The sequence below is a fragment of the Pseudovibrio sp. FO-BEG1 genome (genome assembly GCF_000236645.1).
GTDB lineage: Bacteria > Pseudomonadota > Alphaproteobacteria > Rhizobiales > Stappiaceae > Pseudovibrio.
This window is the reverse complement of the sequence record NC_016642.1, coordinates 2,799,149-2,825,772: the sequence shown is the minus strand read 5'-3', so window position 1 is coordinate 2,825,772 and position 26,624 is coordinate 2,799,149. Positions and strand designations below refer to the sequence as shown.

At 53.1% G+C, this 26,624-nt stretch carries 21 protein-coding genes and 1 tRNA gene; 7 read left to right on the top strand and 15 right to left on the bottom strand.

Annotated features, from left to right (window positions below):
- Positions 1–170 precede the first annotated feature (170 nt).
- Positions 171–2,048: a murein L,D-transpeptidase gene (locus PSE_RS12995; protein ID WP_014285279.1), complete on the top strand. Its 1,878-nt coding sequence runs from the start codon at positions 171–173 to the stop codon at positions 2,046–2,048.
- A 496-nt stretch (positions 2,049–2,544) separates the two neighbouring features.
- Positions 2,545–2,922, top strand: a complete 378-nt coding sequence (locus tag PSE_RS27320) for a hypothetical protein (protein WP_158309189.1) — start codon at positions 2,545–2,547, stop codon at positions 2,920–2,922.
- Positions 2,923–3,095: 173 nt separating this feature from the next.
- Here the strand turns inward: PSE_RS27320 and PSE_RS12985 are convergent, their stop codons facing one another.
- The gene (locus PSE_RS12985) at positions 3,096–4,307 is read right to left on the bottom strand and encodes a serine hydrolase (protein WP_208997932.1); all 1,212 of its coding nucleotides are present in this window, start codon (positions 4,305–4,307) and stop codon (positions 3,096–3,098) included.
- A gap of 1,200 nt (positions 4,308–5,507) precedes the next feature.
- On the bottom strand, positions 5,508–5,975 hold the full coding sequence (locus PSE_RS12980) for a CreA family protein (RefSeq protein ID WP_371260877.1): 468 nt from the start codon (positions 5,973–5,975) through the stop codon (positions 5,508–5,510).
- A 262-nt stretch (positions 5,976–6,237) separates the two neighbouring features.
- On the opposite strand from PSE_RS12980, the gene PSE_RS12975 reads away from it, so the two are divergent.
- Positions 6,238–7,293 (top strand): DUF2865 domain-containing protein, encoded by a 1,056-nt coding sequence (locus tag PSE_RS12975; protein ID WP_041768448.1) that lies wholly within the window; start codon positions 6,238–6,240, stop codon positions 7,291–7,293.
- On the opposite strand, the gene gltX is transcribed toward PSE_RS12975, so the two are convergent.
- The 9 genes from gltX to rpiA all read right to left on the bottom strand — a co-directional run bounded on the left by gltX (position 7,256) and on the right by rpiA (position 17,836).
- On the bottom strand, positions 7,256–8,620 hold the full coding sequence (gene gltX, locus PSE_RS12970) for a glutamate--tRNA ligase (protein ID WP_014285273.1): 1,365 nt from the start codon (positions 8,618–8,620) through the stop codon (positions 7,256–7,258). The two genes, PSE_RS12975 and gltX, sit on opposite strands and share 38 nt — an antisense overlap.
- A gap of 111 nt (positions 8,621–8,731) precedes the next feature.
- Positions 8,732–9,952: an MFS transporter gene (locus PSE_RS12965; RefSeq protein WP_014285272.1), complete on the bottom strand. Its 1,221-nt coding sequence runs from the start codon at positions 9,950–9,952 to the stop codon at positions 8,732–8,734.
- 117 nt (positions 9,953–10,069) lie between these two features.
- A complete protein-coding gene (locus PSE_RS12960; RefSeq protein WP_086003617.1) occupies positions 10,070–11,737 on the bottom strand; it encodes an NAD+ synthase in 1,668 nt (555 codons plus the stop codon).
- Between the two features lie 154 nt (positions 11,738–11,891).
- Positions 11,892–12,416, bottom strand: a complete 525-nt coding sequence (locus PSE_RS12955) for a response regulator (protein ID WP_208608700.1) — start codon at positions 12,414–12,416, stop codon at positions 11,892–11,894.
- A gap of 165 nt (positions 12,417–12,581) precedes the next feature.
- On the bottom strand, positions 12,582–13,952 hold the full coding sequence (locus PSE_RS12950) for a class II 3-deoxy-7-phosphoheptulonate synthase (protein WP_008551873.1): 1,371 nt from the start codon (positions 13,950–13,952) through the stop codon (positions 12,582–12,584).
- A gap of 353 nt (positions 13,953–14,305) precedes the next feature.
- The gene (locus PSE_RS12945) at positions 14,306–14,932 is read right to left on the bottom strand and encodes a gamma-glutamylcyclotransferase family protein (RefSeq protein WP_014285270.1); all 627 of its coding nucleotides are present in this window, start codon (positions 14,930–14,932) and stop codon (positions 14,306–14,308) included.
- Positions 14,933–15,031: 99 nt separating this feature from the next.
- A complete protein-coding gene (gene gor, locus PSE_RS12940; protein ID WP_008551890.1) occupies positions 15,032–16,411 on the bottom strand; it encodes a glutathione-disulfide reductase in 1,380 nt (459 codons plus the stop codon).
- Positions 16,412–16,576: 165 nt separating this feature from the next.
- On the bottom strand, positions 16,577–17,092 hold the full coding sequence (locus tag PSE_RS12935) for a DUF2059 domain-containing protein (RefSeq protein ID WP_008551909.1): 516 nt from the start codon (positions 17,090–17,092) through the stop codon (positions 16,577–16,579).
- A gap of 54 nt (positions 17,093–17,146) precedes the next feature.
- Entirely contained in the window at positions 17,147–17,836 is a 690-nt protein-coding gene (gene rpiA, locus PSE_RS12930) for a ribose-5-phosphate isomerase RpiA (protein ID WP_008551913.1), read from the bottom strand.
- A gap of 238 nt (positions 17,837–18,074) precedes the next feature.
- Here rpiA and PSE_RS12925 point away from each other — a divergent pair, with 238 nt between their 5' ends.
- The 4 genes from PSE_RS12925 to PSE_RS12910 all read left to right on the top strand — a co-directional run bounded on the left by PSE_RS12925 (position 18,075) and on the right by PSE_RS12910 (position 20,922).
- The gene (locus tag PSE_RS12925; protein ID WP_041768445.1) at positions 18,075–18,758 is read left to right on the top strand and encodes an HAD-IA family hydrolase; all 684 of its coding nucleotides are present in this window, start codon (positions 18,075–18,077) and stop codon (positions 18,756–18,758) included.
- 248 nt (positions 18,759–19,006) lie between these two features.
- Positions 19,007–20,284 (top strand): MFS transporter, encoded by a 1,278-nt coding sequence (locus tag PSE_RS12920; protein WP_014285268.1) that lies wholly within the window; start codon positions 19,007–19,009, stop codon positions 20,282–20,284.
- Positions 20,285–20,430: 146 nt separating this feature from the next.
- Positions 20,431–20,506: transfer RNA gene (locus tag PSE_RS12915), tRNA-Val, on the top strand.
- 233 nt (positions 20,507–20,739) lie between these two features.
- On the top strand, positions 20,740–20,922 hold the full coding sequence (locus tag PSE_RS12910) for a hypothetical protein (RefSeq protein ID WP_008551766.1): 183 nt from the start codon (positions 20,740–20,742) through the stop codon (positions 20,920–20,922).
- 95 nt (positions 20,923–21,017) lie between these two features.
- Here the strand turns inward: PSE_RS12910 and trpB are convergent, their stop codons facing one another.
- The 4 genes from trpB to PSE_RS12890 form a co-directional block, all read right to left on the bottom strand.
- Complete coding sequence (gene trpB / locus PSE_RS12905; protein WP_014285267.1) at positions 21,018–22,235, bottom strand: tryptophan synthase subunit beta; 1,218 nt, start codon at positions 22,233–22,235, stop codon at positions 21,018–21,020.
- Positions 22,236–22,940: 705 nt separating this feature from the next.
- A complete protein-coding gene (locus PSE_RS12900) occupies positions 22,941–24,524 on the bottom strand; it encodes an ABC transporter substrate-binding protein (protein WP_014285266.1) in 1,584 nt (527 codons plus the stop codon).
- 428 nt (positions 24,525–24,952) lie between these two features.
- Positions 24,953–25,780, bottom strand: a complete 828-nt coding sequence (locus PSE_RS12895; RefSeq protein ID WP_008551751.1) for a dipeptide ABC transporter ATP-binding protein — start codon at positions 25,778–25,780, stop codon at positions 24,953–24,955.
- Positions 25,780–26,622 carry an ABC transporter ATP-binding protein gene (locus PSE_RS12890; RefSeq protein ID WP_014285265.1) on the bottom strand — a complete coding sequence of 281 codons (843 nt, stop codon included), beginning with the start codon at positions 26,620–26,622 and terminating at the stop codon, positions 25,780–25,782. The genes PSE_RS12895 and PSE_RS12890 overlap by 1 nt, the downstream gene beginning before the upstream one ends.
- Positions 26,623–26,624: the final 2 nt, after the last annotated feature.

Below are 26,624 nucleotides of genomic sequence, written 5' to 3'. Positions count from 1 at the left end.
AAGAAGAAGTGTGCATCGCCGTTTTCATATGTTGCTTTTCGCTGATTGTGGCTTACAGGTCAAGTCTTAGTCTCACCGGATCACCCACATTTCTAACTAAGTTAAATACAAAATTTCTACCCGAAGATGCAATTCTAAGGGAAAGCCAAGAAAAAACAGGGAAGTTACACGTGTCTCACAAGAGTATCTGTGCCACCATTCTCGCTGCAAGTCTGATTGGAATGATCTCGCCATCAAGTGCGACCAGTAATGCAACTTCCTCCGAGCGACTTATAGATCCGCTGAATTTCAACGAAGATCCGGCGGCCCTGCCTGACCTGCCAGCACCGGAAGACCTGTCCCCGCCTGTAATTGAGCCGCTGGTGATGCCAGAGAGTGAACCGCAGGCCCCTCCTCTGACTGGCCCTGCCGGACAGGTGGCCAAGCCAACGGGCTCAGAGCTTTCTGAGTTGGAGCAGACCATCCGGGATCTGATCTTTTCTGAAGCAGACATCCAGAAGGCTGGTTTCAGCCCCAAGCAGGTTGACGCCTTGGCTGAGGCGTATGCCTTACGTAAGTTCCGTCCTGTGTGGTTTGAGGACCAGTCTTTAACGCCGCTGGCCAATCATCTGGTCACTGAGATTCGCAAGGCGCCGGCCCATGGGCTTGATCCGCAAGCCTATGGTGTTCGTCAGCTCGCCTCCATTCTGGCCGTCATGGAAGCGTCCAACGCGACTGCAACCCTTCATGAGATTGCGGTTGTCGAGTTGCAGTTGACCCGTGCCTTTGCCACTTATGGCGCTCACATTGCAGGCGGTGTTGTGCGGCCGACCAAGGTGCTGAAGAACGTGTTCATCTCACCTCAGGTGCCAAAGCTGAACGACATGCTCACCCAGATGGAAGAAACCCGCTCATTGGCGCAGTTCTTCGACGGGCTGGAGCCGGAAGCACCTTCCTACGACATTTTGAAGGATCAGCTGGCCCGCTATAACGCGGCGCTGACTTCTGACTATCCCATTTACATTGAAGATGGCCCAAGCATCCGGCCCGGTGATACAGGAGGTCGTGTGGCTCAGCTGGAAAAGCGGCTGCAAGCTGAAGGCTATGCGCCTTACTATTCCGGTTATACGGGCACAAGTGAAACTGAGGTGCCACCAACCTTTTACAATGATGACATGGTTGAGCTGGTCAAGGACTTCCAGAAGCGCCATGGCCTGACGGTCGATGGCGTTGTTGGCAAGAAGACACGGGCCGCGCTCAATGCTTCCTTAGAGGATCGCCGCAATCAGATTCTCGTCAATCTGGAGCGCATGCGCTGGGATGATCCGCTGCCATCAGGTCGCTATGTGAAGGTGAACGTGGCTGAACAGATGGTGCGGGTGATGGAAGGCACGGATGTGCTTTATGAAACCCGCAGCGTGGTGGGCAAGCCGCGCAATGCGACACCGCTGTTTTCCGATACTTTTGAGTACGCTGAGATCAACCCGACCTGGGGTGTTCCGTGGTCCATTGCCACCAATGAGTATCTGCCGAAGCTTCGCAAGAACGCATCCGCCCTCTCCGGCACAGGCATCAACGTTTACAAGAACGGCAAACGGGTTGACCCCACAGCGATCAACTGGAGCAATGTGAGCAAGCGCAAGTTTGGGTATCAGCTGCGCCAGAAGGCAGGCCGGAAGAATGCTCTGGGGGCGGTGAAGTACATGTTCCCCAACAAGCACAACATCTATCTGCACGACACGCCGTCCAAGCGCCTGTTCAACAAAGATCAACGTGCCTTCAGCCATGGCTGTATTCGCGTGCAGGATCCCTTCACCTTCGGCGAGGTGCTGCTTTCCGGCTCCGGCCACAGCCGTGCAAAGATGGAAAAGCTGCGTGCGCGTGGCAAAACTGTTCGCCTGAAGCTGACGGAGACGGTGCCAGTGCATCTGCGCTACTACACCGCCTTTGCCGGTGTTGATGGGGAGCTGCAGTTCCGGGAAGACATCTACAAACAGGACAAAGCTATTTTAGAAGCGCTTTTGACTTCGCAAGATGCATTCAAAATGAAGATGGCCTCCACCTACTGACCTGATCGCACTGCGCAAATTGCCACGCCCCTTCTCAGGGTATGGTTAATAGTGCATATTTGAATTAACTGTGCTAATATATCCGACATAGAGCTGCGTTTCATAATTCAAACGGGGGTTGATTATGCTGAAGCAGGCTATGGGAGCTATGATTGTGGCTAGTGTGATCTCGAGCCCGATCATTTTCCTTGCGGTTTACCTGTTTATGAACTCTGCATGAGTTCCAGCCCATCTCTTCAGATGGTCCAGACAAAAGTGTGAGTTCCCGAAAATTTAAAGGCGGCGTTCTGCGCTGCCTTTTTCTTTGCCTGAATTTCACTCATCTAAACTGGTTAATTGGGTAAGCTGGCAGCTTTGTGTTTCTGGCGAGGTGATGTTGGGGTAGCTGTGGTGCTTTTGTGAGATCAGCACTGGTTGTGTTTCAAGAGGAGTGACTTCTGCTGTTAAACCGGAGGGAGCAAAGTTGATATCCGGCGTCCAGTGGAGAGGTTCTAGTGTGTGGCTCTGGGTCCCGCATCGCGCTGCGCTTGTGCGGGATGACGGCGCGGAGGGAGCACCTCTTGCCGTCATGCTGGACGAAGCGAAGCGGAGATCCAGTATCCAGTGGAGAGGTTCTAGTATGTGGCTCTGGGTCCCGCATCGCGCTGCGCTTGTGCGGGATGACGGCGCGGGGGGAGCACCTCTTGCGGTCATGCTGGACGAAGCGAAGCGGAGATCCGGTATCCAGTGGAGAGGTTCTAGTATGTGGCTCTGGGTCCCGCATCGCGCTGCGCTCGTGCGGGATGACGGCGTGGGGTGGAGTTTCTCGCCGTCATGCCGGACGGAGCAAAGCAGAGATCCGGTACCCAGTGTAACATCTGCGGAGATCGGATAATGAGTTTCTGGGTCCTGCATCGCGCTTCGCTTGTGCGGGATGAGGGCGCGGACGAGTACCTCTTGCCGTTATGCCGGACGAGCGAAGCGGAGATCCAGTATCCAGCACAACACCTGCGGAGATTGGTAAATGAGATCCAGGTTCCCACTTTTCAGCAATACGCATTAGCTGCTTTACTCCCGTGCGGCCATGATCAGCGACATGAGCTTTGTGAACTCACGTTTCGTGGTGAAACGGTGCTCAATGCAATACTCAGTTTCACGGGCTGCACGTTTAAGACATGAGAAAATAAGCTGCTCCAAGGCTGCTTCTCCTGTCATGTTTTCACTGCTGATCAATGGGAGAAACCGCTTCAAAAACTCAGTGGTGTCTGATTGGTGGACCACGATCGTATTCCATTCAGGGATCACCATGAGAGCCTGATTTCCCAGACCCCATGCCCAGAAAGTCTCCTTAGGCAGACCAGTCTCCTTTGCAGGTATCCACCACAGATAGCCGTGCCCCATTCGCAGTCCGCCATAGCCTGTTTCAGCAAAGTCCTCTGTGATGAGACTTGTCCAGTTTTCTACAAGAATGCGTTGACCGTCTACAACTCCGTAATTGAGATAAAGGGTCCCAACACGGGCAAGGTCACGTGCAGACATTTTGAACATTGCTGCTCTATGTTCAGACTTCTGAGGATCAAAGACATACGATACTGCGGAACGATCAAAATCCTGCATTCCAACTGGTTTTGCTATCCCATCCTCGAAAGCTGCCCCAACCTCGGAGCCCGTTGCATTTTCGAAGACAGTCGTCAGAGTGTTGTAATCCCAGTTGTTGTAAGCCCAAATGGTACCAGGCTGGTTCTCTGTACGCCCCAAACGCTTGTCGATTTCCTCTCTCAGACTACCTGATGCAGCTGCCGGGTGATTAATGCCTGAAACACTTTGCAGTAAGTGGCGTACGGTTGTCTCTCGTTGCAAATCCGTCAGCGAAATCGGGGCATCATCAATGCCGACTTCCTTAAGCGTTGCATCCAGGCGCAAATGATTTTCAGGCAAAGCGAGGTGCTGGCCAATAACAGCACTCAAAAGAGATTTTCTGATTGAATGGACATTGTAGGGTTTTGAAAGTTCGCCAAATCTCCCAACCCTTTGGCCATTTGTGATAATCATAAAGGTGTCGGTGCTCAAGCTGGCAGCATAGTTGAAAACCGCATCCAATCCCTTCGGATCCCACCCCAAACTCTTGACCTCAGATGCGCCAAGTCGGGTCACATCTATATCGCGAGAGGGTTGAGCTTGACGCGCTAATCCACGTTCCCCGGTCTGGATGAGATAAGTCAGAAGGGATGCTGCTATCGTGACAAAGACCAGTGCACCCAAAAGATACCGGCGTTTCATGCGAAGTAGCCTCATAAAATTTCAGTTTTGAAAATGAAAAAATCCAGGAGAGCCCAAGAACCATAATCCTAAATATGAAGCACACTTATTCAAAATGAAAATTTATCAGTCACCGACACGACGCTCCATCACTCAAGGTTATGCTGGTTGCTGGGCTCAGGTTCCCGCATCGCGCTGTGCTTGTATGAGGTGGTGCGTCTTGCCGTCATACCGGACGGAGCAAAGCGGAGATCTAGTATCCGGTAGAGAGGTTCTAGTGTGTGGCTCTGGGTCCCGCATCGCGCTGCGCTTGTGCGGAATGACGGCTCGGGGTGGTGCTTTTGCCGTCATGCCGGGCGGAGCAAAGCGGAGATCCGGTATCCAGTAGAGAGGTTCTAGTGTGTGGCTCTGGGTCCCGCATCGCGCTGCGCTTGTGCGGCATGACGGCGTAGGGTGGTGCTTCTCGCCGTCATGCCGGACGGAGCAAAGCGGAGATCCGGTATCCAGCGGAGAGGTTCTAGTGTGTGGCTCTGGGTCCCGCATCGCGATGCGCTTGTGCGGGATGACGGCGCGGGCGAGCACCTCTTGCCGTCATGCCGGACGGAGCAAAGCGGAGATCCGGTATCCAGTGGAGAGGTTCTAGTGTGTGGCTCTGGGTCCCGCATCGCGCTGCACTTGTGCGGGATGACGGCGTGGGGTGGTGTGGTGCAGTGCCAAGAAACTTATCCCCCTCACCCAAAGCTTCCCCTATTCTAATTCTCGTGCCCACGCATTCGGGCAGGAGTGGACCGTCCGCTCCGTGGCGTGGGCGGGGTTGGGCTACCGGCATGAGGTAACGTATCGTGTCGGGAGGTCCGGTGAAGCGCCATACCCTATTGAGACCACAGTGGTAGTAGGGAGCTTGGGGTCGTTCCGGAGGGCGTCCGGTGGTGGCAGGAAACTGCCGATGGTACAAAAGCGTATCAATGATACGCAGATGTGCTAGTCGCGTCTGTCCGAGAGGGAGCCCGCGTGTTCATGATAAAAGGCCCGGGCGAGGCGAACAGCCAATGCCGAAGAAACATTTCTAACAAGTAGCGCAGGCAGAGCCTGTTCGCCTTGCTCCACCCGTTTAAACGGGATCTTCAAATGCAAACACCGCCGGGATATCCCAGCGGTGCTAAAACTGCTTGTGCAGCGGGTTCTAACAGGAAGAACGGCGTCGCTATTTCGGAACGCGATTTAATCGTCCAGATAGTCGGCGCATTTTTCCGGCACTTGGTCACCCCACGGCATGATTGGCACCGTAGACGTTGAGTTCTTAGGGCTGCCTTCGACCAGTTTGTCGGAGTACACCAAATAGACCAGCACGTTTCGTTTTGCGTCACAGCCACGCACGATGCGCATTTTCTTGAAGAACAGCGAGCGGCTCTGGCGGTAGACTTCGTCGCCCTGCTCAAACTTGCTCTTGAACTTGATTGGGCCGACCTGACGGCAGGCCAACGACACGTCAGAAGTTTCTTCTTCTAGTCCGAGCCAGCCTGAGAAACCGCCCTTTTCCGGCACGGTGAAGTGACAGGCAACGCCCTCTACTTCCGGGTCATCCAGCGCGTAGGTGGCCAGTTTGTGGTCCGGGCTCAGAAACTTCCAGACCGTGGATTTTTTGAAGATCAGGTCCGGGTCCTGTGCCTGCGCAGCTGTGCCGAGCATGCTCAGAGTTACACCAAGTGCCACAGTTACGGTGCCCACCATTTTCAGGACTGACTTGCCAAGCGCAGACATCTGCAAAGCTCCCCTCCATCACAAAAGATCAAATCAAATCACTCTCGATATAAGATGTTTTTCGGCAACTACCAGCAAGAGAAGAAGAGATTTTTGCAAAACCATCCGGAATCCGTTGGTTTTGCCCCAATAAGGCCATAGAATAGCTTATCTGTAGAAACCTCTCTGACTAAACGTAAAATTGCGGGCTATGACCATTTCCAAACTCCCCTTCGCTCACTCATGCGCAGTTGCGGCCCTCGCCCTTGGTGCGTCCTTTATCTGGACCCAGAGTGCGAGCGCGCGCCCCCAGGTCTGTGACCGATTGGAGACGGAGTTTATCGAGCTCTCAGAACAGGTCGAGGCCAATGGCAGCTCCAACAGCTGGCAGACGGCCTATGAAGAGCAGCAGGTGCACATCCGCAATGTTCAAAGTCAGATGTCCAGCTTTGGCTGTGACGGGTCTTTTGGTCCACCACAATGTCAGCAGCTCAGTTCTTCCCTGCAGCAGATGAATGAGAACCTGAGCTATCTTGATAGTCAGAGACAGCAGGAACTCTATTCCAGCGCTATGCAGGACCGTCTGAATGAAGTGAAGCAGGCACTGGTTGATCTGAACTGTTCTGATCGCTCTGATCAGCAGATCCAGCCACTGACACCGCCAGTGCAGGCCAACCAGCCTTTGCAGCTGGAGCCGCGCTCTACGGCAGGTTTCTCTTCCGGCGGCCAGCAATACGCCACCATGTGCGTGCGCAAGTGTGATGGCTACTACTTCCCGATCAACCCGAACTCCAGTGCGGGCGATCTGGCGGAAGATGAAGAGATCTGTCAGGCGCTGTGCCCAAGTCAGGATACGGAGCTTTACGTTTTCCAGGTTCCGCAAGAAACACCTGCGCAGATGCGCTCTCTTTCCGGCGCGCCTTATACCTCGCTTGCCAATGCCTATCTGTTCAGGCAGCAGAACAATCCGGCCTGTTCCTGTGATGCAGCAGCTGGCCAGCCGAACAACATTGAGCCAACACCCGCGATTCCATCTTTGGAGCAAGCCATTCCGGGCACGGAACTGGATGATCTGACACCGGGTGCAACTGCGACTTATCCGGCTATTCCGAACCAGAGTGAGCTGCGTCAGACCGTAGATGCAACAGAGGCCCAGAGTGATATCTCCGAGCCTCCGCTTGCTCAGAAGAAATTTGTGCCTCGCGAGGTTGAACCCCGCGAAGGGCCTATCAGGAAAGTCGGTCCAAAGTTTTTTCCCGACCGATAAGCGGTAGCATGTTCTTCAGGTCTGGTCCGTGGGCCAGACCTGTGATTGCCTTACGCAGTGGCATGAACAGACTTTTGCCTTTACGGCCTGTTTCGCCTTTCACAGCCTTGGTCCACTCACCCCAGGTCTCTTCGCTCCACGGCTCTTGCGGCAGCAGATCTTTGGCCTGAGTGATGAACTCTTTGTCTTCCTCGGCAATCTCCGGGGTGACTGATCCGATTACAAGCTCCCACCACTGTTTCGCATCGCTGACGGTGGAGCAGTTTTCCTTCACAGCAGACCAGAACGCTTCATCGCCTTTAACGCCGTCTGCCTTCAGACGATCTGCAACATCAGCGAAGCTCATGTCGTGCACCAGCTTTGCGGTCAGATGACCAACGTCTTCCGGGTCGAACTTTGCTGCGGACTTGGAGATGCCGGAGAAGTCGAGCATTTCTGCCAGAGCTTCCATGGACTTTGCTGGCTCTACAGCATGGCTGGTGCCGGTCAGAACTGCAAGTGAGCAGACTGCCATTGGCTCGTAGCCTTCCTCACGCAGGGAGCGGATGGACAGAGCGCCAGAGCGTTTGGAAAGCCCCTCACCTGAAGCTGTGGTCAGCAGATTGTGGTGACCGAACTCAGGAACTTGTGCCCCCAGTGCCTGGAATATGGCAATCTGGACACCGGTGTTCGCAATGTGGTCTTCCCCACGGATGACATGGGTGATGCCCATATCCGCGTCATCCACGATGGATGGCAGGGTATAGAGGTATGTGCCGTCTGCGCGCACCAGTACCGGGTCAGACAGGGAGGCAAGATCAACAGTCTGGCGACCGCGGATCACATCATCCCAGTGAACTTCTGTTCTGTTGAAGGAGAACGGATCGCCTTCTACGTGGTTTGGCAGTTTGAAGCGCCAGTGTGGTTTACGGCCTTCTGCCTCATACTCAGCGATCTGCTCGTCGGTGAGCTTCAGGCCAGCACGGTCGTAGACAGGAGGACGGCCCAGAGCGCGGGCACGGTTGCGGCGACGTTCCAGCTCTTCCGGTGTCTCGTAACAGGCGTAGAGCAGACCGGCGTCTTTCAGCTTGGCGGCAGCTGCATCATACAATGCAAAGCGCTCGGACTGTTTTTCGACGCGATCAGGGTTGATGCCCAGCCATTTCAGGTCTTCGGCGATGCCGACAGCATACTCTTCCTTAGAGCGCTGCACGTCGGTGTCGTCGTAACGCAGAACGAAGTTACCGCCCTGCTTTTTGGCAAAGAGATAGTTGAAAAGCGCCGGGCGCACATTGCCGATATGGATGTGACCAGTCGGAGATGGCGCGAAGCGAACCGTAACACTCATGGCTGAGCCTTCTCATCAATAAACAAGTTTGACACTCGGGTATCGCGTTGGCCGGTACGGGTCAACCAGCCAATCTTGAATACCTACGGAATATCTCGGGTTTTCCTGTTTTCAGGCTGGAGAGCGCACCAGCATCAGCTGCGGCTTTACAGCAAACAGAACCAAGCCCAGACCGAAGCAGTAGAGGCTGGAGAAAGCAAACTGTGTGTCGAGCTCAACTCCGTAGTCCAGCAGGACGCCCATAAGCCCCGGAGCCAGAGCAGAGGCGAAGACCATCATGGCGGAGTAGATGGCGCGGATGGACCCAAGGTGGGCTGTGCCATACAGCTCAGCCAGAACAGCGGAGGCAACAGCACCCCATGACCCGACAGTCATGGCCAGAATGATAAACGCCACAGGGACGAAGTACTCTTCGCCAGCAAAAGCAAACACGAGGACACTGACACCGAGCGGCACAACAGAAAGCGGAAGCAGAGAGACAGCGGAGAACCGGTCAATCAGCATGCCAGCCAGCATGGAGAATAGAGCACCAGCAGCAGCATAGAGCGGCAGATAAGACGGCATCACAGTGCGCTCCCATCCCTTGGCTTCCATGAAGTGGACCTGATGGAACATGAGGCCGGTGACCAGAAATGGCACAGCAAGCACTGCGGTCATCACAACCCAGAAGCGCCAGTCCGCCATCACCTGCTTTCTGGTCCAGCTGACAGCCGGGCCATTTGATCGGGATGACTCGAGCGGATTTTCCGGTGTGCGGTCTTTCTTCAGTGTCAGGTATGCGAGAGGGAGGAATACAAGCAGCAGAGTAACACCGGCAGCGGACCAGAGATCGCGCCAGGACATGGAGACCATGAGGGTAACAGCTGCCAATGGCAGCAGAGCTTCACCGGCCATATTGCCAAAGGAGGCAAGGCTCAGCGCTTTGCCTCGGGAGCCATGGAACCAGCGCGACATGGCCGTCTGTGAGGTATGGGGCAACATGCCCTGCCCGAACAAACGCAAGCCATAGAGACAAATACCCAGTAATATTATGGAGTTATGCCAGCTCATTAAGAAACTGAATCCGGCAAGGATCACAATTGCAGCGCAGCCCACGACGACCGGGCGGTAATAATCGACAATTTTGCCGAGATAGATAAGCGTTGCCGCGCTTGCCAGCGTGGCGAACATGTAGATTGAGCCGAAATCACCGTGAGACAGGCTATAAGTCTCACGGATCTGGGAGGAAAATTGGGCAATAAAGAACGTCTGGCCGAAGCTGGAGCCAAAGCCGAGCAGAAATCCGCCCGCGACCCAGCGCAGGTTGCGCTGGAGAAATTCAAACAAAGTCATAGACTTAACCTAAGAAGTGTAGAAAGTGATTCAGGCAAAGCCGGATGCCTGCCTGAACACGGGAGATCAAGCCTAGTGCGCCAGATCTTAAACTAAGATCTGAAGTCGCGTTTGTTTCTAGTTTCGATCCCGGAAACGGTTGGTGATTGGGTAGCGGCGATCGCGTCCGAAGTTCTTTAGTGTGATTTTGACGCCCGGAGCTGCCTGACGACGCTTGTACTCAGCGATGTAAAGAAGGTGTTCGACTCGATGGATGGTCTCAACAGAGTGACCGCGCTTTTCAATCTCGTCAAGGCTCAACTCTTGTTCCACGAGACAGTGCAGGATGTCGTCCAGAACATCATACTCTGGCAGGCTGTCCTGATCCGTCTGGTTTTCACGCAGCTCAGCCGTCGGTGCTTTGACGATGATGTTGTTCGGGATCACCTCACCTGCCGGGCCCATAACACCTGCCGGGTGGTGTTTGTTGCGCCAGTCAGACAAGCGGTAGACCTCGGTCTTGTACAGATCCTTAATCGGGTTAAAGCCGCCGTTCATATCGCCGTAAAGGGTCGCATAGCCAACAGACATTTCTGATTTGTTGCCCGTGGTGACAACCATAGCGCCAAACTTGTTGGAGACCGCCATGAGGATGACACCGCGAGAACGGGACTGGAGGTTTTCCTCTGTGATGCCGCTCTCAGTGCCAGCGAAAACGCCGGACAGCGTCTTCTGGAAGCCTTCTACAGGCTCAGCGATTGGAATGGTGTCGTACTTCACGCCGAGGGCATCAGCACACGCCTTGGCGTCCTTGATGCTTTCCTCGGAGGTGTAGCGGTATGGTAGCATAATGCAGTGAACACGATCAGCACCCAACGCATCCACCGCCATAGCTGCACAGATGGCACTGTCGATACCGCCGGAAAGACCGAGGACAACACCTGGGAAGCCGTTCTTGTTTACATAGTCTTTCAAGCCAAGCACGCAGGCGAGCCAGTCAGCTTCCTGAGTATCTGGCATCGGAACGACCCGCGCAGGCTCGATCAGCCAGTTCTCGTCAGCATCTTTTTTGAAGTTGAGGTAGCCAGTTTCTTCGGTGAACTGGCCCAGCTGCATTGCCAGCGACCGATCATGATTTAGTGCAAAGGAGGCACCATCAAAGACAAGCTCGTCCTGCCCACCGACCTGATTGCAGTAGACAAATGGCAGACCTGTCTCAACCACACGGGAGATCATGAGCTGCATGCGCTCTTCGGTCTTTTCCCGGTTGTAAGGCGAGGCATTTGGAACAAGGAGGATTTCAGCGCCAGTTTCTTCCAGACATTCGCAGACCTCATCAGTCCATGTGTCTTCACAGATTGGAACACCCAGACGAACACCGCGGAAGCTGATTGGGCCCGGGTTTGGTCCGGCATCGAAGACGCGCTTTTCATCGAACACGCCATAGTTTGGCAGATCGACCTTGTAGCGTAGGCCTTCCACCTTGCCGTTATCCAACAAGGCCACAGCGTTATAGAGCTTCTCTCCTTCGGCCCATGGCAGACCTACGAGAAGGCCCGGACCACCATCTGCGGTTTCTTTTGCCAAAGCTTCCAGCTCGCGCTTACAAGCTGCAACGAAGGAAGGCTTAAGCACCAGATCTTCCAGCGGATAACCGGCAAGAAAGAGTTCGGAATACAAGACCAGATCAGCGCCCTGCTCGGCAGCCAGCTTTCTGTGATGCCGAACTTTCTCAGCATTACCGGAAATATCACCTACACACGGATTGGCCTGCACGACGGCCAGACGGAACTGGTCTTTAATCATCATATGAACTTCAAAGGCTATAATGGGTTAACGGGATTGCCCTGATTGCTTCGAGCTTTCGTAGCTTTGCATCTCATGTACAGCGTTTTTATAGCTTAGAAAAGTCGATCCATCACATAGTTGATGGTTGGAGGAAAGGATTCACAGTCTCCGATCAGTCAGAGGACTTCTTCTTTAAGGTGCCGGAGTCTTTTGCTTTTGCCATCACATCCAGATGCTGCTGCAGGCGTGTTCCCATGGGCAGTTGCGCCATGTCTCTGGCCTGAACGCACTCATCCCCCTGCATGACAATCGCCTTCAGGCGGTCATACAGAATGGCTGGTGCGATTGGTTTGGCAAGAAAGTAGTTTACGCCCGCATTGCGCGCAGCAACGACCACGGAGCGTCGGGAATCTGCGGTGATGACGATCACCGGCGTTTTTGCAATTTCAGAATCCTGATCCTGCCGCAGGATACGGAGGAAGTCATTGCCATCGATGGGATGCATGATCCAGTCGCACAAAACGATGTCTGGTCGGCGATCAAGCAGGATAGCAATCGCGTCTGCTCCATCACCAGCTTCATAGATCGAGCGGACACCAAAGCCGGAGACCATGGTGCGCAAGATGGAACGCATGTAGTTGTTGTCATCTACAATGAGGATTGAATAGCCAGACAACAAAGAATCGCTCTGAAGCAACAAACTCTCCCTGAGGGCGAAAAAACCTAGAAATAAACCGAGCTGTTAAAGGCAGGAAGCACATAATTCCAATTTTCTATGTGCATCGCATATGAGTATTTATCAAAAAAAGAGGGGCTGCACAATGTGCAACCCCTGATCATCAATTGAATACTCTAGATAGAGTTAAGTGTTCACTGCAACGCGAGATTCAGATTCTTTTCTGAGGTTCTCAGCGATTGTAAACGCCAGTTCCAGAGCCTGATCCGCATTGAGGCGCGGGTCACAATGCGTGTGGTAACGATCACCGAGCTGTTCTGCGGACAGTGCGCGTGCACCACCGGTACATTCAGTCACGTTACGACCAGTCATTTCAACATGAACACCACCAGCGTGGGTGCCTTCAGCGCGGTGAACCGCGAAGAATGCTTCCACTTCACGCAGGATACGCTCGAATGGACGGGTCTTGTAGCCGTTTGCGGTGATGGTGTTGCCGTGCATCGGATCACAGGACCAGACGACTTTCTTACCTTCACGCTCAACAGCACGAACCATTGCTGGCAGATGTTCGAAGACCTTGTCATGACCGAAGCGGGTGATCAGTGTCAGACGACCAGCTTCGTTTTCAGGGTTCAGAACATCGATCAGCTTGATCAGATCTTCAGGATCAAGAGATGGACCACATTTCAGGCCAATCGGGTTCTTGATGCCACGGAAGAACTCAACGTGTGCATGATCCAGCTGACGGGTACGGTCACCAATCCAGAGCATATGGCCGGAGGTCGCGTAGCATTCGCCAGTGGTGGAATCGATACGGGTCAGAGCTTCTTCATAGCCCAGAAGCAGTGCCTCGTGGCTGGTGAAGAACTCAGTGGAACGCAGCTGAGGTGTGTTGTCCGGGTCAATGCCGCAAGCGCGCATGAAGGACAGCGCATCAGAGATACGGTCCGCCATTTCCTGATAGCGGTGCGCCTGCGGGCTGTCTTTTACGAAGCCGAGCATCCACTGGTGCACGTGGTCAAGGTTTGCAAAACCACCCTGCGCGAATGCACGCAGCAGGTTCAGGGTCGCAGCAGACTGACGGTATGCCTTCACCTGACGCTCAGGATCCGGAATACGAGACTCTTCGTTGAACTCGATACCGTTGATAATGTCACCACGGTAGCTTGGCAGCTCGATGCCATCTTTCTTCTCAATATTAGAAGAACGTGGCTTTGCGAACTGACCTGCAATACGGCCTACTTTCACAACCGGCTGCTGTGCACCATAGGTAAGGGCCACAGCCATCTGCAGGAATGCTCTAAAAAAGTCGCGGATGTGATCAGCGTGGTGCTCCGCAAAGCTCTCCGCACAATCACCACCTTGCAAGAGGAATCCACGCCCCTCGGCAACATCAGCGAGCTGCGCTTTCAACTTGCGCGCCTCACCTGCAAACACGAGCGGCGGATAAGATGCGAGGCGACTTTCAACGTCTGCCAATGCTTCCTTATCTGGATAGTCCGGCACCTGCACGATCGGTTTTGATCGCCAGGAATCCGGTGTCCATTTCTCCGCCATTTTAAAACTCCATCAATACGGAATGCTGCCAGCGCGCCCAATGCACTTGTCTTTGGCAGCTCTAATTCTTTCGAGCAGTTCTCATTTTCTGACAAAAGCCCAGAAAGGCTTATACACGCCGCCCGTTTGTCTGACTAGGGGTACGTATACGTTGTTTTATCGCTGTAGGTTGAGGATACCTCAAAAAATTCAGCTCTCACGAGAATCCATCAAACCAATCTTCTTTAGAGCTATTATGTTCCAAATAATCGAAACTTGGTAGAGAATTATTTCAAAGCACCCTTTGGGATCGCGGATGAACACTTGTGTAAAGATACATGAAGCGTTCACACTGCTGATCCTCAAGGCATATTTCAGCGATTTAAATATTGAGCATTCACAGATTTGAGCAGATCGTCAATAGTCGCAGCCAGCTCATTGGAGAGCACGATTGCCCGTGGATAGTACGGATCCTCGCGGTCCTTCAGGATCGGCACGCGGTCCCAACCATCGGTGGTTTCCACGAAGTGCTCCAGGCCCTCCTGCCCCCACAAGCGGTAGAAACCAGCCATGACGCAGTCTGCATAGCTCTGCAGGATTGGATGCTCTTCATTGCCCCAGTGGGCGTATTGGTCCTGAACCTGATAGAGGAACGTGTCCGCTGGCATTCGTCTGCCACAGTCTGGCACGAAGCTTCCTTCAGCAAGAGACTTGCGGGAATAGTGCCATTCGCGCTTATCAAGTGCAGGCAGGTTGGCTTTGGTATCGAGAACCATTGCACCGCGGATGACAGAGCCTTCTTCACGGCGAACGCCAAGTGCACAGACGCCGACACCGGACATGCGGCCATTGCCTTCTTTGCCCTTTGAGCAGCCACGCCATTCCCGTTTCCATCCACTCAGCTGGCCGGCAATCACAGTTGTGCCGGTTGGCAGGGTTTCTTCGTTTACAAGTGAGCCATAACCAAAATAGCAAATCTGGTCCTGTGTGAGGTCAGTCACGGGTATTCCTATCAAAACTTGAGAGATGCCCTGCTCCTGTCGCAAGGCAAAAAAGAACCGCTAGCAAGGACTAGCGGTTCTTTGAAAGTCGACTAAAGTTTAATTCTTGCGGATGCGCTCAGTTGGTTCGCGCATTGTCACCAACTCTTCCGCGGCAGTTGGATGAACCGCAATGGTGCGATCATAATCTGCCTTGGTGGCACCCATGGTCAGCGTGACGCCGATGATCTGGATAAGCTCACCAGAGTCCGGGCCCATGATGTGAATGCCAAGGATCTTATCGGTGTCTGCATCCACCAGCATCTTGAGGAACATCTTGCCCGGCTTGCCAGAAAGCGTGTTCTTCATTGGACGGAAGGAAGAGGTGTAGATATCAATGTTGTCAAAACGTGCTTCCGCTTCTTCCTGCGTCAGACCGGCAGTGCCGATTTCTGGCTGGGAGAAAACAGCGGTTGGGATCATCGAGTGATCCACGTGCCATTCCTTGCCACCATAAGTGCTGTCAGCGAACGCATGGCCTTCACGGATCGCTACTGGGGTCAGGTTGGCGCGGTTGGTTACGTCACCGACAGCAAAGATGCTTGGTACGGAGCTTTGGCTCTGCGGGGTCACGACGATCGCCCCTGCCTTGTCAAGCTCAACACCGGCTTCTTCAAGGCCGAGGCCTGCTGTGTTTGGACGACGACCAATTGCGTAAAGCACCTGATCTGCCTCGATTACTTCGCCAGCATGGGTGGTCACTGTCAGGCCGCCCTCATGCTTCTCGATGGAAGCGATGGTAGATTTGGTTTTGACGGTGATGCCTTTTTCTTCCATCTGCTCATGCAGGCCGGTGCGCAGGTCCATATCAAAGCCGCGCAGGATCTCTTCGCCACGGTAAACCAGCGTGGTTTCAGAGCCCATTCCGTTGAAGATACCAGCGAACTCGACCGCGATGTAGCCGCCACCGACAACAATGGTGCGTTTCGGGAACTCGGAGAGGTGGAACGCTTCGTTGGACGTGATGGTGTGCTCACAGCCAACAAGGCCAGCATCCACGTTTGGCGTTGCACCAACAGCAACGAGAATGCGTTCTGCTGTGATGACCTGATCGGTGGAGAGCAAGCGAACGGTGTTCGGACCTTCAATCACAGCACGGCTGTCGTGCAACTCAACACCGGACTTGTCGAGATTGCGGCGGTAAATGCCTTCGAGGCGGGTGATTTCCTTGTCTTTGTTTTCCACCAGCTTATCAAAGTCGAAAGTCGGCGTGCCGTTCAGGCTCCAGCCATACCCGTCAGCGTTGGCGAATTCTTCGGTGAATTTGGAGGCATATACAAAGAGTTTTTTTGGAACGCAGCCGCGGATTACGCAGGTACCGCCGTAGCGAAATTCTTCAGCAATACCAACACGGGCGCCATGGGTTGCTGCGATACGTGCTGCGCGCACACCGCCGGAACCAGCCCCAATAACAAAGAGATCGTAGTCGAAATTAGTCATTACAGCCCACTTTCGTTAGCAATAGAACCTTATGCAACGACGTTTCGTTTCGCTCTAAGGTCTTGTCTTATAAAAACGTAGGCTCAGACTTGGGCCAGATACGCCCAAATTTCAAGGGGCGTATCTGATCTAACTGTTCATTTTGGATGGCGATTTCGTGATCGCTTATTGAGCAGCCATCGCAGCAAGTTTCTGACGTGCAATCGCAACCATGTCGGTGCTGATTGCGTCGCCCCACTGCTTTGCTGCACCGATGGTCAGCGCGGACAGTGTACCGGACAGGTCAGCAAGACGCTTACCAGTGTCAGAGTTGTAGAAAGTAGCGATTTCGTTGAGCTGCTCTTCGGTGAAGCGGCGTGCCCAAACTTCATAGATCACGCGGTCAAGTTCCTGACGGCGTGGGATAAGTTCAACAGCAGCTTCGTTGACAGCAATGTCGATCTCAGCGCTCATTGCCGGATTGGAGCGGATGAACAGGGTGCGCGTGCGCTCGGCAACATCTGGAAGGATGTTGTCGAAGTTCTCGATGGACTTTGTTGCACGAACGGCTGCTTTTGCAGCTTCGATGTGGCTTTCAGAAATGGAATTGTCCTGAGCCATGACCGGGCTGGAAATCAGCACACCAGCAACAACCAGTGATGCGACACCTGCAATTGCTGCAGACTTGAACTTAGCGAGCATAAAATGGCTCCCCTATATTTTAATCAGCTGTCCTTAAATGACTGTCAGGATAGCTTAAGGTTCCAAGACACGAATTTCATCAGTACCGGCGACATAAGCCCGTACCGCCATATCAATAAACAACCCGTGTTCAACGACACCCGGAATAACTTCCAGGCGTTTTGCTAGTGACTTCGGATCGCTGATTGCCTTCAGATGGCAATCGAGAATGTAGTTGCCGTTATCGGTTACAAGTGGCTTATCACCTGCCATACGCAAGATCATCTCGCCTTGCAGCCCCTCAGCGTCCAAGCTGTTTTGCATCATCTGCCGGGTAGCCTCAAGCCCGAATGGGATAACCTCCACGGGAAGCGGGAACTTTCCGAGTGTATCAACAATTTTGCTCTCATCTGCGATGACAAGCATACGGCCAGATGCTGCCGCGATGATTTTTTCGCGAAGCAGTGCCGCACCGCCGCCTTTGATGAGATTCAGCTGCGGATCAATCTCATCCGCACCATCAATTACAAGGTCCAGCACCGGCGTTTCGTCCAATGTGGTCAGTGGAACTCCCAGTTCATCGCAAAGCGCCTGAGAGTAAGAGGAGGCTGGAACACCGATGATCTCGAAACCATCCTTGACCATATCTGCCAGAAGGCGGATCATTTCGTTGACTGTTGATCCAGAACCTATCCCCAGCTTCATGCCGGGCTTAACTTCCTTGAGTGCTGCAGCTGCGGCCTGCGCCTTCAAACTCATTGCCATCTGACTATTTTCTCTTCCCCGGACCCTAAGCTTCTTAGGAAACATTCACAATTCAGAACAATTTTGCCTAGTTATACCGCTTGGGTCTACTCTGACATAACTCCTGCTGATTACCATGAGGTGCCAGCCCCGCCAAGCAGCAATCCACCCAACACACTATAGGTTTTCCTCGCAAATTGACTTCACGGCGAATTTCGTTAGGGTGGCGCGGATTTTCTCAACAGAAACGAGCTTAAGTATGACAACACCAGTTCTGGTTTTCGACCTAGACGGTACTCTCCTGGAGACCATGGGAGACCTTACAGCGTCGATGAATCATGTTTTGGTAGAAGCCGGATTTGAAGCCATTGAACCTGAACGGGTCAGAAAAATGGTGGGTGCTGGCGTGAAAGTGCTGATGACCCGTGGGCTTGAGGCAAACAAGATTGAAGTGACAGACGAAGTTCTGGAACCGCTGCTTGCCAAGTTTATTCGTTATTACGAAACCCACATTGCCGATCACACTCACGCTTTTCCTCAGGCGCTGGAAACAATTGCGCGCTTGAGAGAAGCAGGCTGGAAAACCGCTATCTGCACAAACAAGCTGGAAAAACTGGCCAAGCCTCTGGTTCGGGCCATGGAAATGGAACATCTGTTTGACTCGGTAGTCGGTGGTGACACCTTCTCCAAGAACAAGCCGGATGCGATGCCAGTGTTTGGCGCAATCGACATTGCGGGCGGTTCCCGTGCCGGTTCCATTTTCGTAGGTGACTCCAAAGCTGACATTTCTGCTGCGCGCAACGCTGGCCTGCCAGTGATTGCAGTTGATTTCGGTTACACCGACATTCCGGTCCGCGAACTTGGCCCGGATGTGGTGATTTCTCATTACAATCAGCTGGAAGCAGCTGTTAAAGAGCTGAGTGAAGAGAACGCTCCTTCCTAACTCTTTGATACAGATAAAGATTAATCTGCCGCCCGTGCTTTTGCATTGGGCGGCAGTTTTGTTTGCAGCCGCAAATCCGACGTATTTCCCCCACGTAAATCCCATCATAAAATCACCGCTTGGTGCGAATTTTCGCTCAATGCAGTCACATTCCCCTGCGAAACATCCAGCATCGGAAAGCTCTGTTTTCCACTAAATGAAATCAACACAGGAACACCGCGTCAGGACAGGCGCTGGTCTATTGCTGCATGGTAAAAGCTTCACTTGTTTCGTTGTTTGCGATCATTCTTGCCAGTGCTCTTGCACAGTTGGCGAGCTCTGCTTTATTGACGAGCCTGCCGCTTCAGATCGCCAGTATCGGAGGTTCTGCCTCCCAGGCGGGCCTTGTGGCGGGTGCCTATTCGCTTGGCTTTATGGCTGGGTGCATGCGCGGTGTGCGGATGATCAACCGGATTGGCCATATCCGGGCTTTTGCTGGTGCGGCTGGTCTGACTGCCTTGTTGGTCCTCCTTTTCAAAAACTCTGAGAGCATTATCTTCTGGACTGTTCTGCGCTTCTTTATGGGCGCTGCCTTTGCCATGTTGTTTGCAACGGCGGATGCCTGGCTGAACGAAACCGTGAAAGATGAGGTTCGTGGACGTGTTCTTTCCGTGAACTCCATCGTGATCGGCGCAATGGCTATTCTCTCACAGATTTTCGTTGCCCATTACACTGAGGTTCCTTTGCAGATGCTGGAGCTGTTGAGTGCCATTTTGCTGGCCGCAGTGGTTCTGCTTTGCATGACGCGTTCTGTTCCTCCTCGGACCTACAAGTCCAAGCGTGTGAAGTTTCGGGAGATTTGGGCACAGTCTCCTGTTGCGGTGCTGGGTGCGTTTGCTTCCGGTGCGATTGTGACAAGCCTTTTGACCATTGTGCCGTTTTCCCTTTCCAAAGCTGGTGTTGGTGGCAGCACAACGGCTCTGATGATTGCTATGCTTTACATTGGGCGTCTGATGTTCCAATGGCCGTTTGGCTCCCTTGCTGACCGTATGGATCGCAGATGGCTGATCCTTGGTTCCTCTACGCTGATCGCTGCGATCATGGTGACATTCCTGCTTGCTGATCCGTTTACCGGTTGGAACTCTGGCTTCCTGCGCAATTATCACCTGCTGACCATGCTGGGTCTGGTGCTGGCTGTGCTTGGTGGCCTCGCCTTCCCGCTGCAATCGATTTGCGTGGCGCACGCATTTGAGCGGAAGCCGGAGAGCAGTGTTGCGCTGTCGACTTACCTGCTCTTTATCTGGGCAGCTGGCAGTGTGGCTGGTCCTACGCTCATCAGTATCCTTGCCCCTATTCTTGGTTCCAAGACGCCTGACTTCATCCTGATCAGCCTGAGTGGTTCTCTGGCGCTGTTCACGGCCTATCGGCTTTATGTAGCCAAGCTGTTCATGTTCCGCCGGCCATCCCGTAAGCCTTTGCTGATTGTGAGCAACATGCCTTATGCGAATTACCACCAAGCTCAACCCTCTGATAAATATAAGCAATAGGAGACCGGTCTGGATGCGCCGTACCCATCACGACGATATATCTGAGATATTTTGAATTCTTTTGGGAAAAGTTTCTGAGGGGGCTTGCAGGAACCCGGCAAAGGGCCTAAACACCTCCTCACGCCACACGGCGTACCACCCTACGGGGGCGATTAGCTCAGTTGGTAGAGCGCTTCGTTTACACCGAAGATGTCGGGAGTTCGAGTCTCTCATCGCCCACCATTCCTCTTCCAGAGGACTTCAAGTCTCCCGAATATTCGCGGAGGCTTTTTTATTTTCTCACAGCTTTTACCTTGTAGGATTAATCCCCTACCCCATATTGGCTCAATGGGAGTTAAAGCACTTTGCAAACACCTCATTGATTGCAAAGCGCTGTAACGCCTTGTTTTGAAGCAAGTCATCTTTCTAAAATGAGCTTCACTCCTTTGGGCAGTTATTCAGTCAGGATCACGCATATGAACCGGATTTTCTTGTTTATCGGCAAAACCTTTGCAGCCTCTGTGATGCTGTTCTTTTTCGTGGTTGTTTTCCAAACTGTCATGTATGGCGGTCCGGCACGGGATGTGGCAGCGTTTATCTCTGGCGCAGGTGGCGTTTCCTACACATCTTATATGGCGATCCGAAACAGGAATGTGTGACGGCACACCTTCGCTTTGAAAAAGGGAGCCTGAGCTCCCTTTATGTATCTTGTTCCTACACTTCATTCCCCTATCCCGAGGGGTAATGGCGTGCCTTACATCTTCAGGTCTTCGCCTGTGCCGAAGTTATCAGCCACATAATCCAGATCCTTATCACCACGACCGGACAGGTTCACGAGGATCGTTTCACCCGGACATTCCTTGGCCAGCTTGATGGCGTAGGCGACAGCGTGGGAGCTTTCCAGCGCTGGAATGATGCCCTCATAGCGGGATAGCACCCAGAACGCCTGCAGAGTTTCGTCGTCCGTTGCAGAGCCGTAGTGCACCTTGCCGATGTCGTGCAGGTAGGAATGCTCAGGGCCGACACCCGGATAATCCAGACCGGATGCGATTGAGTGAACTGGTGCCGGATTGCCTTCTGCATCTTCCAGAACGCGGCACTTGAAGCCATGAAGCATGCCTGGCTTACCGAATGTCATGGTTGCTGCATGCTGGCCTAGCTCTGGGCCTTTACCCATTGGCTCAACGCCATGGAGCTTAACAGACTTGTCCTGAATGAAGCCGGAGAACAGGCCCATGGCGTTAGACCCACCGCCGACACAGGCCACGGCGTGGTCTGGCAGGTTGCCGGTCATTTCTGTGAACTGCTCACGCGCCTCGATCCCGACGATCTGCTGGAAGTCGCGGACCATGCGTGGGAATGGATGCGGGCCAACCACAGAGCCGATTGCGAACAGAGCCTCATCTGCCTGCTCCAGATAGGAGGTGAAGGCTGAATCCACGGCCTCTTTCAGTGTACGGCCACCGAAACCAACCGGGACAAGCTTTGCACCGAGCAGCTGCATACGGACTACGTTTGGATGCTCTTTCTCAATATCCACTTCACCCATGTGGATTTCACATTCCAGCTCAAAATATGCGGCTGCGGTTGCCAGGGCCACGCCGTGCTGCCCTGCCCCGGTCTCCGCAATGAGCTTCTTTTTGCCCATGTGTTTGGCCAACAGAGCTTCTGCCATGCAGTGGTTGAGCTTGTGAGCGCCGGAGTGGTTGAGGTCTTCCCGCTTCAGATATATGTTCGCGCCGGACCCAATGCGATTGGATAGGTTGCGGGCGTGAGAAACTGGCGTTGGACGGCCCTGAAAGTGTTTGCGGATGTAACGCAGCTCATTGATGTAGGAAGCATCGCCTGAGATCTTGTCATAGGCTTTGGCAATCTCTTCGAACTGAGGTACCAGCTCAGGCGGCAGGAATGCACCACCGTATTCTCCGAAGTAGCCTTCTTTGTTTGGAAACTCTTTTAAGTAATTGTCCATCTGCTCACGCTCTCCCAGCCCATTGATTATATGTGTAGGAGTGATGCTACTTTAAGCTGCGCGGGCCGATCCATCTGGCAATTGGAACTAGTCACTGATTTCTTGACAAATAAACAAGCACTTAAAGCACCGCATGGCATACCATGCAGTGGTGAAGCTGGATTTCCCGATAAGCGGGATGAGCAAGGCAGCAGGCAATACCTGCGCTGTTTGTTAGTAATGAGTCTTCGGCATTGGCTACTCGCCTTGCCCGGGCTTTCTTTTGATGAACAACGTCGCCTCTTTTGCCTATAAGGCACGATAACCGGTTTCCCGGAAAGACAGTGGCTTATCCAGTCAGGTTTCCCTGCCCAAACAGTTCCTCCGTCTCTGACAAATACAGTCGCAAAAGCAAGTCTCCTTGCCGGTGCTCGTGTCTCCATCACCGCGTGATACCCTATATTCCTGGGCCCTTCCCCTCAAACCATGCGGCCACGTTTGAAGTTCGGTTCACCGGACCACCGAAAGCTGCGCTATCTCTCCCGATAGCCCCGCCCAGCCTACGACACACTGACGGTCGCTCCGCCAGCAGCCCGTTACGTAGGCATGGGTTTAGTATGGGCATGGCTTCAAGCGAGGGGAATAAGTTTTTCAACTCCCGTATACCCAAACAAAAAAAAGCCCCGGCACAAGGCCGGGGCTTTCCGTAGATCAGAGAGCTCTGAATTACTTCAGGCCAACACCGTAGAAGATGTGACCACCGAACGGGTCAATCTTGTAGTTGTCTACCTTTACGGAGACTGGCTCAGATACAACTGAGTGAGCGATGGTCGCCCATGGAGCTTCACGTTTGAAGACCACCTGTGCCTGTTCATAGAGCTTGGTACGCTCAGCGATATCTGAAGTCAGCTTCGCTTTAGAAATCAGGTCCTGGAACTCAGCATTACACCACTGAGCACGGTTGGAACCACCAACGCCTTCACAGCTCAAAAGAGCAGCAAGGAAGTTGTCTGGGTCACCATTGTCACCGGTCCAGCCGAGAAGAACAGCACCGTCACGATCTTCTTCCTTAGAGCGCTTCAGGTACTCACCCCACTCGTAGGAAACGATTTCAACTTCTACGCCAACCTCAGCAAAGTCAGACTGAATAACTTCAGCCATACGACGTGCGTTCGGGTTGTAAGGACGCTGAACTGGCATTGCCCAGATCTTCATCTTGAGATCTTTAACGCCTTCTGCTGCCAGAGCAGCTTTTGCAGCTTCCACGTCATACACATCATCTTCGATAGAATCGTTGTATGACCAGATTGTTGGTGGAAGTGGGTTCTTAGCAATCTTACCAGCACTCTGGAAGACTGCGTCGATGATCGCATCCTTGTTCATTGCTGCGTTCAGAGCACGGCGAACTTTTGGATTATCAAATGGCGCAACTTTGGTGTTGTAAGCCAGGTAACCAACGTTCAGGCCTTCCTGCTGCATCAGGTTGATCGCAGGATCTTCCTTCATTGCTTCAATATCAGCTGGGTTCGGGAATGGCATGACATGACATTCGCCTGCTTTCAGCTTCTGATAGCGAACAGATGCATCTGGAGTGATTGCGAAGACCAGATTGTCGATTGGCGCTTTGCCTGCCCAGTAGTCTGGGTGAGCTTTATAGCGGATCATCGCATCTTTCTGGTAACCAACCATCTGGAATGGACCGGTGCCGACAGGGTTCTGGTCGAATGCATCCTTGTTGTCCATCATGTTGTCTGCATATTCAGCAGAATGGATGGAAGCAAAGTCCATAGCCAGGTTTGCAAGCATTGGTGCTTCTGGACGCTTGAGAACGAACTTAACTGTGTAGTCGTCAACACGTTCGATTTTTTCGATCAGGTTCGCCAGATCCATGTAACCGAAGTACTCATAGGTACCGCCGGATACCAGATGGTATGGATGATCTTTTTTACCCTGACGCTCAAAGGAGAAGATCACATCGTCTGCATTGAAGTCGCGGGTTGGAGTGAAGTTCTTTGTGGTGTGGAACTTTACGCCTTTGCGAAGATAGAAGGTGTATTCCTTACCGTCTTCGGAAACTTCCCATTTTTCAGCCAGAGCTGGAACGATGTTGGTGCCGCCACGCTCAAATTCGATCAGACGGTTGAACATCTGACGGGAAGACGCGTCGAATGTTGTACCAGCTGTGTAGAGAGCTGGTGTGAAGCCCTCAGGAGAACCTTCTGAGCAGTATACAAGCGTCTTTGCCATGCTTGGTGCAGCAAACGCCAATGTCGCAGCAAACACACTGCCCATAAGAATTGATTTTTTCATTTCTCGTGTCCCCAATCACCTAAAGTGAATGCAAAAGCTTAGGCCTTTGATCATTTTGTCGAAGCTGCTTGATGCAGTTCTTCTCATAGGATTTTGCAGTGCCATGCCGCAGGCTCACCTCAAGCCTACGGACTTCCCCACCAGGAGAAAGCCGAGTTCAGAGTGTTATCGGGAAGAAATAGCGCGGATAGAGCACAACATTGAGCCTCCCCTCCGCTGCGTTGTGTCCTCCCCAGCACACCCCATACGCAACAGCTGCAAACGGGAGTACCTTATACGTAATTGTCGGTAAAATCTCCTCTTAATTGCGTATTTTTCAAAGAATTTGTTTCAACATTGCACTGAATGGGGAAAATCGTTAATGAAATGACAAAGCGGCGGCTCCCTCTTGGGAACCGCCGCTTTGTATATTAAATTGCTAATTTAGCTTACTGAGAAGCAGCCAGTCGCGCCTTGATGTGCGCGATGTCCGCCTGAGGCGTCGCGTTGAAGAGTGTACGGGTATACTCATGCTGAGGATTTCCAAACACTTCGTCGCGGGTGCCGTACTCAACAACCTCACCAAAGTACATCACCATTACCTTGTCTGCGATGTAGCGCACCACGGACAGATCGTGAGAAATGAACAGGTAAGTGAGGTTAAATTCGTCCTGCAGATCCGCCAGCAAGTTCAGGATTTGCGCCTGAACGGACAGGTCCAACGCTGAAACTGGCTCATCGAGGATGAGCAGTGACGGATTAAGCACCAGAGCGCGTCCAATGGCGACGCGCTGACGCTGACCACCGGAGAACATGTGCGGGTAGCGGCTGTAGTGCTCAGGACCAAGGCCAACCTTGACCAGCATCTCCATCGCTTTATCGCGACGCTCTGCCGGTGTCATGTCGGTGTTGATCATGAGCGGCTCAGTGAGCACGTCCCCAATGCGCTGACGCGGGTTCAAAGAACCGTATGGGTTCTGGAACACGATCTGCACTTTGGAGCGCATGTCCTTGGACAGCTTTTCCTTGGAAATATCGATTGGCTTGCCTTCGATGAGGAGCTCACCTTCGGTTGCCGGATCGATCAGAGTCAGGATACGGGCGAGTGTGGATTTACCACAGCCAGATTCCCCAACCACAGCAAGGGTCTTGCCGCGCTCCAGAGAGAAGCTGATGCCCTTCAGCGCACGGTTGACGTGCTCTTTGCCGAAGAGACCTTCTTTGGTCCGGTACTCACGCACCAGATTACGTGCTTCGAGGATGATATCGCCAGCCATTAGGATGCACCTCCATCACCAAGGTGGAAATCAGACACCGTTGGCAGACGATCTCCTGTCGCATTTTCCGGAAGCGCTGACAGCAGAGCTTTGGTGTATGCGTTTTTCGGGCTTTCGAAGAGAGATAAGACGTCAGCCTCTTCCATCTTCTTGCCCTTGTACTGCACAATCACGCGGTCCGCAGTTTCTGCCACTACGGCCATGTCGTGGGTGATCATGATCAGGCCCATGCCGCTTTCGTGCTGAAGGTCCAAAAGAAGATCAAGGATCTGCTTTTGAATGGTCACGTCGAGCGCAGTGGTTGGCTCATCCGCGATCAGCAGTTTTGGCTTACAGGCAATTGCCATGGCGATCATGACGCGCTGACACTGACCACCAGACATCTGGTGCGGATACTTTTTCAAAGCCTTTGCCGGCTCTGGCATCCCAACAGAGTCCAGAAGTTCGATCGCACGTGCTTTACGCTCGCCGCGGCTCATGCTGGTGTGCTCTTTCAGAGTCTCATCGATCTGAGAGCCCACGGTGAAGCATGGATTGAGGCTGGCAATTGGCTCCTGGAAGATCATGGAAATGTCTTTACCAATGATCTCACGGCGCTGTTTTGCAGACATGGTCAGAAGGTCGTAGCCTTCAAACTCCAGCTTATCGGCCCACAGGTGACCGTTGTTTGCCAGAAGCCCCATCACAGCAAGCATGGCGACGGACTTACCAGAGCCACTCTCGCCCACAACAGCAAGCACTTCGCCTGCTTCAATGGAATAACTCACACCATCCAGAGCACGAAAACGCCCATCGACTGTGTCGAATTCAACTGTGAGGTTTTCAATTTCAAGAAGGGCCATGA